This window comes from Serratia sp. GW822-FHT06D09 (assembly GCF_058799515.1).
In genome coordinates, this window is sequence record NZ_JBXALO010000001.1 from 812,280 (window position 1) to 822,301 (window position 10,022).

The 10,022-nt window shown below is 51.9% G+C and carries 6 protein-coding genes; 1 reads left to right on the forward strand and 5 read right to left on the reverse strand.

All coding sequences use genetic code 11. The features are described from left to right. Position 1 precedes the first annotated feature (1 nt). The 5 genes from oppC to AC1RKG_RS03735 form a co-directional block, all read right to left on the reverse strand. Complete coding sequence (oppC, locus tag AC1RKG_RS03715; protein WP_020827184.1) at positions 2-910, reverse strand: oligopeptide ABC transporter permease OppC; 909 nt, start codon at positions 908-910, stop codon at positions 2-4. Between the two features lie 14 nt (positions 911-924). Next, positions 925-1,845: an oligopeptide ABC transporter permease OppB gene (gene oppB, locus AC1RKG_RS03720; protein WP_020827185.1), complete on the reverse strand. Its 921-nt coding sequence runs from the start codon at positions 1,843-1,845 to the stop codon at positions 925-927. A gap of 83 nt (positions 1,846-1,928) precedes the next feature. After that, positions 1,929-3,566 carry an oligopeptide ABC transporter substrate-binding protein OppA gene (oppA, locus tag AC1RKG_RS03725; RefSeq protein ID WP_020827186.1) on the reverse strand — a complete coding sequence of 546 codons (1,638 nt, stop codon included), beginning with the start codon at positions 3,564-3,566 and terminating at the stop codon, positions 1,929-1,931. Between the two features lie 151 nt (positions 3,567-3,717). Then, entirely contained in the window at positions 3,718-5,355 is a 1,638-nt protein-coding gene (locus tag AC1RKG_RS03730) for an ABC transporter substrate-binding protein (RefSeq protein ID WP_046373378.1), read from the reverse strand. Positions 5,356-6,046: 691 nt separating this feature from the next. Next, positions 6,047-6,691: a YchE family NAAT transporter gene (locus AC1RKG_RS03735; protein WP_020827188.1), complete on the reverse strand. Its 645-nt coding sequence runs from the start codon at positions 6,689-6,691 to the stop codon at positions 6,047-6,049. A gap of 524 nt (positions 6,692-7,215) precedes the next feature. On the opposite strand from AC1RKG_RS03735, the gene adhE reads away from it, so the two are divergent. Next, complete coding sequence (adhE, locus tag AC1RKG_RS03740) at positions 7,216-9,888, forward strand: bifunctional acetaldehyde-CoA/alcohol dehydrogenase (protein WP_493182063.1); 2,673 nt, start codon at positions 7,216-7,218, stop codon at positions 9,886-9,888. Positions 9,889-10,022 lie beyond the last annotated feature (134 nt).

The window sequence follows — 10,022 nt, forward strand, 5'->3', positions numbered from 1 at the left end:
CTTAACGATCTTTCGGGTCGAGGGCGTCACGCAGGCCATCGCCGATAAAGTTGAAACAAAACAGAGTGACAACCAGGAAACCCGCCGGGAACAGCAGCAACCACGGTGAAACTTCCATCGAGTTGGCGCCATCGCTCAGCAATGCACCCCAGCTGCTTAACGGCTCTTGCGTACCCAGCCCCAGGAAGCTGAGGAAAGATTCGAACAAGATCATGCTCGGTACCAGCAGTGAGGCGTAAACCACCACCACACCCAGCACGTTCGGCACGATATGGCGCAGCACGATGTTGCGGCTCGAAACCCCGCACACCAACGCCGCTTCGATAAATTCTTTACGCTTCAGGCTCAGAGTTTGGCCACGCACGATACGCGCCATATCCAGCCACGACACCATGCCGATAGCGACAAAGATCAGCAGGATATTCTGCCCGAAGAAGGTCACCAGCAGGATCACGAAGAACATGAACGGGAAGGAGTTGAGGATCTCCAGCAGACGCATCATCACCGAGTCGATTTTACCGCCCAGGTAACCCGACATTGCGCCATACAGGGTGCCAACAATCACCGCCACCAGCGCAGCCGACACGCCAACCATCAGCGAGATACGCCCGCCAATTGCCACGCGCACCAGCAGATCGCGCCCCGACGAGTCCGTACCGAAGTAGTGCGCCGATTCGAGACTTGGTGCGGCCGACATCATCGCCCAATCGGTATCGTCATAGGCAAACTGCGACAGCCACGGCGCCGCAATCACAAACAGAGTAATCAAAGCCAATACGAACAGGCTGCTGAGCGCCGCCCGGTTGTGCACAAAGCGGCGACGGGCATCCTGCCACAGGCTGCGTCCTTCCACTTCGAGCTTCTCGCTGAAGTTCTCCAGAGCCTCGCTGTTCTTTTTCGTCAACATCATTTGCGTGCTCCAGCTTAATAACGAATTTTTGGATCGATAACGGCGTACAGCACGTCCACGATCGCGTTAAACAGGATAGTCAGAGCGCCAACCAGAATGGTCAGACTCAATACCAAAGAGTAGTCGCGGTTTAGCGCGCCGTTAACAAACAGCTGGCCGATACCCGGCAGGCCGTAAATGGTTTCGATAACCATTGACCCCGTGATGATGCCGACAAACGCCGGGCCCATATAGGAAAGCACGGGCAATAACGCAGGCTTCAACGCATGGCGCAATATAATGCGGCGCATAGGCAAACCCTTGGCGCGCGCGGTACGGATAAAGTTTGAATGCAGCACTTCAATCATCGAGCCACGCGTGATACGGGCGATACTGGCGATATAGGCCAACGACAGCGCCACCATTGGCAAGATGATAAATTTCGGTGCCCCGCCGTTCCAGCCCCCTCCCGGCAGCCATTTCAGCGTGATGGCAAAGATCAGTACCAGTAACGGCGCCACCACGAAACTGGGGATCACCACCCCGGTCATGGCAAAACCCATCACCGTATAGTCCCATTTGGTATTTTGATTCAGCGCAGCCACCACACCGGCGCTAACCCCCAGGATCACCGCCAGCAAAAATGCGGCCAGGCCCAGTTTGGCAGAGACCGGGAATGAAGCAGCCACCAGATCGTTGACCGAATAATCTTTATATTTGAATGAAGGGCCAAAATCGCCCTGCGACAGCTGGGCCAGATAATGGCCGTACTGTTTCCAGATAGGATCGTTCAAATGATATTTGGCTTCGATGTTGGCCATCACTTCCGGCGGCAACGCGCGTTCGCCGGTAAATGGACTGCCGGGCGCCAGGCGCATCATAAAGAAGGAGATGGTGATCAGAATAAATAGCGTCGGGATCGCTTCCAATAAGCGACGAAATATAAATTTAAGCATTGCCCTAACCCTGTGTTGCAGCCTGATAACGGCTTATTATTCACAACATGGGCCGGCGGTTAACACCGCCGGCACTTACCGTATCAATGCTTGATGATGTACAGGTTTTTATCGTACACGTTATCAAGCGGGTCTTTACCGGTGTAACCCCCAACATAAGGTTTCACCAGACGGGCATTCACGTAGTAATAAACCGGAACGATGGCAGAATCTTTATCCAGCTGAACTTCGGCTTTCTGATACAGCTCGGCACGTTCTTCTTTGGTTTTCGCCGTCAGCACATTGGCCATCAGCTTATCGAATTCGGCGCTCTTATAGTGCGGGGTGTTACTGCTGCTGTCAGACAGCATCATGTTCAGGAACGAGCTAGGTTCGTTGTAGTCTGCACACCAGCCGGCACGCGCAACGTCGTAGGTCCCCTGATGGCGGGTATCCAGGAAGGTTTTCCACTCCTGGTTCACCAACTTCACATCCACACCCAGGTTTTTCTTCCAGATGGAGGCTGCGGCAATCGCCAGCTTCTTATGCAGATCTGAAGTGTTGTACAACAGGGAGAAAGTCAGCGGTTTGCCTGGGCCATAGCCTGCATCGGCCAGCAGCTTTTTCGCCACTTCATTGCGTTTTTCTTGCGTCCAGCTGAACCACTCAGGCGGAGTCAGTTTGGCGCCGTCGGTGTATGGCGGTGTGAAGCTGTAAGCCGGCAGATCGCCCTGGTTTTTCACTTTATTGGTGATGATGTCGCGATCCAGACCCAATTTCAGCGCTTCACGCACGCGTGCGTCGGTAAATGGCGCTTTCTGGTTGTTGATTTCGTAGTAGTAGGTACACAGATAAGGATCTACGTGAACCTCTTTCGGGATCTCTTTTTTCAACTTCTGGAACAGTTCGATCGGCATGTTGTTATAGGTCATGTCGATTTCGCCGGTGCGGTAACGGTTAACGTCGGTCACTTCCGAAGAAATTGGCAGGAAGGTCACTTTGTTGATGATGGTTTTCGCGTTATCCCAATATTCCGGGTTACGTTCCAGCACAATACGTTCGTTAACCACCCAATCTTTCAGTTTGTAAGCGCCGTTGCTGACGTAGTTGGCCGGTAAGGTCCACTTCTCGCCAAACTTCTCGACGGCTTCTTTATATACGGGCTTCATCGCATAGTGCGGCGTCATTTCAACCAGGTATGGCACCGGCTCGGTCAGGGTCACCTGGAAGGTATGGTCATCAATGGCTTTCACGCCCAGGGTAGACTTATCTTTCTTGCCGGCGATGACGTCATCCACGTTTTCTACGTGGGCATATTGCAGGTAGCTGGCATAAGGTGATGCGGTTTTTGGATCCACCACGCGCTGCCAGCTATACACGAAATCTTGCGCCGTGACCGGCTTGCCGTTCGACCATTTTGCGTCTTTACGCAGATGGAAGGTCCAGACTTTAAAATCTTTGTTATCCCAGCTTTCCGCTACGCCCGGGACAATGGAACCATCCAGACCGTTGTTGGCCAGGCCTTCCATCAGATCGCGCGTTACGTTGTTTTCAGGCACGCCTTCGATTTTATGCGGGTCGAGCGATTGCACTTCCGAACCGTTGTTCTTAACGATCTCTTGTTTGTCCGCCAGTTGCACGCCCGCCGGCACGTCGGCCGCAAAAGCACTTCCGGTTGCTGTGATACCCAGCGCGGCAATAATGCCGGCCGCAAGGATGGTTTTTTTCGTGATGTTGGTCATGTGTATACTCCAGTTTTTATTATCACAGGCTCATCGTGGAGCCTGCGTTGCCCGTGAGCGGACCTTGTTATACCGGCTGCCGCTGAACGAATACGGCAGGCGGCCTTCCCTGTATTACTCCACCGCTGATGGCGTGGCGTAATACCCCTCGTTACTGCTTGATGATGTACAGATTTTTCACATCGGTGTAGTCCAGCGGATCTTTACCGGTAAAGCCCCCCACCGACGGTCTGATCAGGCGGGCGCTGACGCGGTAATACACCGGAATCAACGCCGAATCTTTATCTAACTGAGCTTCTGCCTGCTGATAAAGGGCGGCGCGTGCAGCCTCGTCCGGCGCTTTTAGCGTGCTGGCCATCAGGGCGTCAAACGCTGGGCTCTTGTAAAAAATGGTGTTGATGCTGCTGTTGGAAAGCACCAGATTGAGGAATGCGCTCGGCTCGTTATAGTCTCCACACCAGGTGGCACGCGCTATGTCGTACTGCCCCTGATGGCGGCTTTCAAGCGAGGTTTTCCATTCTTGATTGCGCAGTGTCACCTCAGCGCCAAGGTTTTTCTTCCACATCGAAGCGGCGGCGATGGCCTGCTGCTTATTTTGGTCGGAGGTGTTGTACAGCAGCGTGAACTTAAGCGGTTTGGCGGCGCTGAAACCGGCTTGCTCCAGCAGCTTCCTTGCCTCGGCATTGCGCTGTTCCTGGCTCCAACTCGCCCACGCCGGCGCGGTGAATTTGGCGCCCTCAGTAAAGGTTGGGGTGAAACTGAACGCCGGGATCTGACCCTGGCCCATGATTTTGTTGGCGATAATGTCGCGGTCCAGCGTAAGTTTCACGGCAGCGCGCACTCGCGGATCGGTAAAGGGCGCACGCTGGTTGTTAATCTCGTAATAAAAGGTGCACAGATAAGGGTTAACGTGCAGTTGCTCAGGGATCTCTTTCTTCATCTTCGCGAACAGGTTCGGCGGGATGGCGCTGTTGGTGATATCAATTTCACCACTGCGGAAGCGGTTAACGTCGCTGACCTCGGAGGCGATCGGCAAGAACGTCGCCTTATCGATCACCGTTTTCTTGTTGTTCCAATAGCTCGGGCTGCGTTCAAGCACAATGCGCTCATTCACCACCCACTCTTTCAGGCGATAGGCTCCATTGCCGACATAGTTCGCCGGCAGCGTCCATTTCTCGCCAAACTTCTCGATCACCGAACGTTTTACCGGCTTCAGCGAGGTGTGGCTCAGCATGCTAATGAAGTAAGGCACCGGTTCGCTCAGCGTGACCTGCAGCGTTTTATCATCGATGGCTTTAATGCCCAGGCTTTGCGGCGTTTTCTTGCCGGTCAGGATGTCGTCGATATTTTCAATTTTGGCGTACTGCAGATAGCTGGCGTAAGGCGAGCCGGTTTTCGGATCGGCCAGGCGCTGCCAGCTATAAACGAAGTCCTGTGCGGTAACCGGGGAACCGTCGCTCCACACCGCGTCCGGACGCAGGTGGAAAGTCCAGGTTTTGAAATCCTGATTTTCCCACTGGGCTGCCGCCGCCGGTACCACATGCCCATTGGCATCGGTGCTGACCAGCCCTTCCAACAGGTTAAGAATAATATTACTTTCCGGTATCCCCTCGACCTTATGCGGATCCAACGAAGCCACTTCCGTGCCGTTGTTAATTACAATGTTCTGCTGCTGAGCCAATTGCACTCCGGCCGGAACGTCGGCCGCCTGAGCAGAATATACGGCGCTGATACTCAGCAAGCCGGCAATGAACATAGCCAATGGAGTACGCTTTCGGGTTTGCTGCATGGTCGAGGCTCCTTTTCACCAACAAGCATTGCTTATCGATATTCGTGAAGTATTTATAAGAATTCTAAATAAACAGACACCAGCAAAAATCATTCCCACTTTGACGACGCAATCGCGTTAATTGCGCGTAGAAAGTTGCTCGGAAATTAGCAGAAGGCAAATTCCATAGCCAATAATTTTTACAGAAATGTTAAGCAATTCTCTTTTATTGCATCAAGCCCGATCTGTACCCCCCGGACGAGGGTGACAGTTGCACAACATAACTAATTGATTTTAATCAAATAAAATAAAGCAAGCCTTATCCTGACGGCACGAAGCAAACTGGCAAAACAGACAAAGAAACATTCAGTTAACAAACCAGCCGTTCAAAGAACAAACACCTGCTTATGTGCGGTTAATCACTAATAACACCTGGATGAAAGCGAGACAAGCCCTACAGAATGATGTGATTAAATTAACAGCGGATTTGATGTTAGGAGGCAGAAAAAGGGCAAAAACTGGGGAGGATAAGGGGTAAAAACAACGCTTAGCGTTTTTATTGAGCAACAAATTGAGATTTATGCCACATCCTGGTGCAAGTGAATAAAATTCATTCATATTGCGCACTATATTAATGCGAACCAATAATTGATTTTAATTTTTAAAATTAATTTGAGTCGCGAATCGCCCTATTCACGACTCCGTCGCCGGATTACAACAGTCCCGGGAATATGGCCTTAATACCGGTAACGATAAATTCGATACCCAAAGCCATCAGCAATAAACCCATGATTCGGGTGATGACGTTAATGCCGGTTTGCCCCAATAAACGCACCAACAAAGGCGCGGCCCGGAACAACAGCCAACAACAAAAGGCAAACAACGCGATAGCGAGAGTAAAGCCCAACAGGTTCTGCCAGCTATGGTAGCGGGAACTCCAAACGATGGTGGAGCTGATCGCACCCGGCCCGGCCATAAGCGGTAATGCCAGCGGCACGACGCCAATGCTTTCGCGGATCGCGCTTTCTGATTTTTCCTGTTTGTTCTGTTTGTCTTCCCCCAGTTTGCCGCTGATCATCGACATCGCAATGGTAACCACCAGGATGCCGCCGGCAATGCGGAAGGAATCGATTGAGATGCCGAACATGCGCAAAATCCCCTCCCCCAAAAATAGCGAGGTCCACAGGATAATGGCGACCGACAGATTGGCGGTCAGGTTGGTTTTGTTGCGCCCGGCAGCTGCCTGGTAGCTGGTCATGCTGATAAATACCGGCAAAATGCCCACCGGGTTCACCAGCGCAAACAGGCCGACAAAAAATTTAATGTAGCCGGAAAAATCCAACAGAGATTGGCCCACAAATGACTCCGCTTTAATAGCTTTAAAAGTGACACTGCCTACGCGCGCTAATGTAATGGAATTGCCACGGGTTATCCATTGGTCATCAGCAGGATTTTTATCTATTAATGCGTGTACTGATAAAGCAAATCACCATTGTTAACGTAATGTACGGTTTATGATTTTTTATGTTGAAAAAAGTGCCTGACATCGCGGTTATTAAGAATGATTCTCAAAAACCATAGCTGAATGGTGTCAGCATGCGATTTTTTTGATTTAAATCACATAATCACTACCCAAGAGTAGTTAAGCTCTTAGTCGTAGTCAGGGAGTAGAACAGGTTAAGGAAAAAGTGGCATCTCTGTTCGGCCCGCTGTCTTCTCCTGCTGAAGCATCGGGTAAAGCTCTTTAAGCAAATCAGCAACATGCAGCACAAAAAGATGGGAAACCTTTGTTTTTAAAACAGCATTTTCCACCGATCTGTCTATACTAGTTGCTCGCACGGCTGATTTACTGAAAGAGTTTAACATTATCAGGAGAGCATTATGGCTGTAATAAATGTCGCTGAACTGAACGAGCTAGTTGCACGTGTCAAAAAAGCCCAGCGCGAATATGCCAACTTCACTCAAGAGCAAGTTGATAAAATTTTCCGCGCTGCTGCCCTCGCCGCTGCCGATGCCCGTATTCCTCTGGCTAAAATGGCCGTTGAAGAATCCGGTATGGGTATCGTTGAAGATAAAGTGATCAAGAACCACTTCGCATCAGAGTTTATCTATAACGCCTATAAAGATGAAAAAACCTGCGGTATCCTGTCTGAAGACGATACTTTCGGTACCATCACCATCGCCGAACCTATCGGCCTGATTTGCGGTATCGTACCCACCACCAACCCAACTTCCACGGCCATTTTCAAAGCGTTAATCAGCCTGAAAACCCGTAACGGTATCATTTTCTCTCCGCACCCACGTGCGAAAAACGCCACCAACAAAGCGGCCGATATCGTGCTGCAGGCAGCGATTGCCGCCGGTGCGCCAAAAGACATCGTCGGCTGGATCGATCAACCTACCGTTGAACTCTCCAACCAGCTGATGCACCACCCTGACATCAACCTGATCCTGGCCACCGGTGGCCCAGGCATGGTGAAAGCAGCCTACAGCTCCGGCAAACCGGCCATCGGCGTGGGTGCGGGTAATACCCCAGTAGTGGTTGACGAAACGGCGGATATCAAACGCGTCGTGGCCTCTATTCTGATGTCTAAAACTTTCGACAGCGGTGTGATTTGCGCCTCTGAGCAATCCGTCATCGTGGTTGACTCCATCTATGACGCAGTGCGCGAACGTTTCGCTTCCCATGGCGGCTACATGCTGCAGGGTAAAGAGCTGAAGGCCGTACAGGACATCATCCTGAAAAACGGTGGCCTCAATGCGGCTATCGTCGGTCAGTCAGCACCGAAAATCGCTGAAATGGCAGGCATCAAAGTCCCGGCAAGCACTAAAGTGCTGATCGGTGAAGTGAAGCTGGTCGATGAGTCAGAACCTTTCGCACACGAAAAACTGTCGCCAACGCTGGCTATGTATCGCGCCAAAGACTTTGAAGACGCCGTCAGCAAAGCGGAAAAACTGGTCGCGATGGGCGGTATCGGTCACACCTCTTGCCTGTACACCGACCAGGATAACCAGCCGGAACGCGTAGCCTTCTTCGGCGACAAGATGAAAACCGCGCGTATCCTGATCAACACCCCTGCTTCTCAGGGTGGGATCGGTGACCTGTACAACTTCAAACTCGCTCCGTCTCTGACGCTGGGCTGCGGTTCCTGGGGCGGTAACTCCATCTCTGAAAACGTCGGTCCAAAACACCTGATCAACAAGAAAACTGTAGCGAAGCGAGCAGAAAACATGTTGTGGCATAAACTTCCGAAATCAATCTACTTCCGCCGTGGCTCACTGCCAATCGCGCTGGAAGAAGTAGCGACCGACGGGGCAAAACGCGCCTTCATTGTGACCGACCGCTACCTGTTCAACAACGGCTATGCAGACCAGATTACCTCCGTTCTGAAATCGCACGGCATTGAAACAGAAGTATTCTTTGAAGTTGAAGCGGATCCAACGCTGTCCATCGTGCGTAAAGGCGCTGAACAGATGAACTCCTTCAAGCCAGACGTGATCATCGCGCTGGGCGGCGGTTCACCGATGGATGCTGCGAAGATCATGTGGGTGCTGTACGAACACCCTGAAACCCACTTCGAAGACCTGGCGCTGCGCTTTATGGATATCCGTAAACGCATCTACAAGTTCCCGAAAATGGGCGTGAAGGCAAAAATGATTGCCGTCACCACCACTTCAGGCACCGGTTCAGAAGTTACGCCGTTTGCGGTAGTGACCGACGACGTAACCGGCCAGAAATATCCTCTGGCGGATTACGCATTGACACCAGACATGGCGATTGTTGACGCCAACCTGGTCATGAACATGCCGAAATCCCTGTGCGCCTTCGGTGGCCTGGATGCGGTAACTCACGCGCTGGAAGCTTATGTTTCAGTCCTGGCGAACGAATACTCCGACGGTCAGGCGCTGCAAGCGTTGAAACTGCTGAAAGAGTATCTGCCAACCAGCTATAAAGAAGGTGCCAAGAACCCGGTAGCCCGTGAGCGCGTGCACAATGCTGCGACCATCGCCGGTATCGCGTTCGCCAACGCCTTCCTCGGGGTTTGCCACTCAATGGCCCACAAACTGGGCTCCGAGTTCCATATCCCACACGGTTTGGCCAACGCCATGCTGATTTCCAACGTCATTCGCTATAACGCGAACGACAACCCAACCAAGCAAACGGCTTTCAGCCAGTACGACCGCCCACAAGCGCGTCGCCGCTACGCTGAAATCGCTGACCATCTCGGCCTGAGCGCTCCGGGCGACCGTACCGCACAGAAAATCGAGAAGCTGCTGACCTGGCTGGACGAAATCAAGGCCGAACTGGGCATCCCTGCTTCAATCCGCGAAGCCGGCGTGCTGGAAGCCGATTTCCTGGCGAAAGTAGACAAGCTGTCTGAAGACGCCTTTGATGACCAATGTACCGGCGCTAACCCTCGTTATCCGCTGATTGCTGAACTTAAGCAAATCATGCTGGATACCTTCTACGGCCGTAAATTCAGCGAAGCGGTTGATGAAGAGGTTCTGACCGCACCGGTTGTCGCCAAGACGGTAAAGAAGACCAAAAAATAACGGTTCATTGAGTTGAGCCAACAAAAAACCGCCGAAAGGCGGTTTTTTTATGCGGTGTGACCCGTCCTGAATAGCGTTGACACATTTTACTCACGCACAGAGGAAAATGTGATGAACCAGTATGTTAAACGCAC

Excerpts from the sequence above, each read along its gene's own strand:
- adhE (WP_493182063.1), top strand. The coding sequence starts at position 7,216 with ATGGCTGTAATAAATGTCGCTGAACTGAACGAGCTAGTTGCACGTGTC.
- AC1RKG_RS03730 (WP_046373378.1), bottom strand. The coding sequence starts at position 5,355 with ATGCAGCAAACCCGAAAGCGTACTCCATTGGCTATGTTCATTGCCGGC.
- oppA (WP_020827186.1), bottom strand. The coding sequence starts at position 3,566 with ATGACCAACATCACGAAAAAAACCATCCTTGCGGCCGGCATTATTGCC.
- oppC (WP_020827184.1), bottom strand. The coding sequence starts at position 910 with ATGATGTTGACGAAAAAGAACAGCGAGGCTCTGGAGAACTTCAGCGAG.
- oppB (WP_020827185.1), bottom strand. The coding sequence starts at position 1,845 with ATGCTTAAATTTATATTTCGTCGCTTATTGGAAGCGATCCCGACGCTA.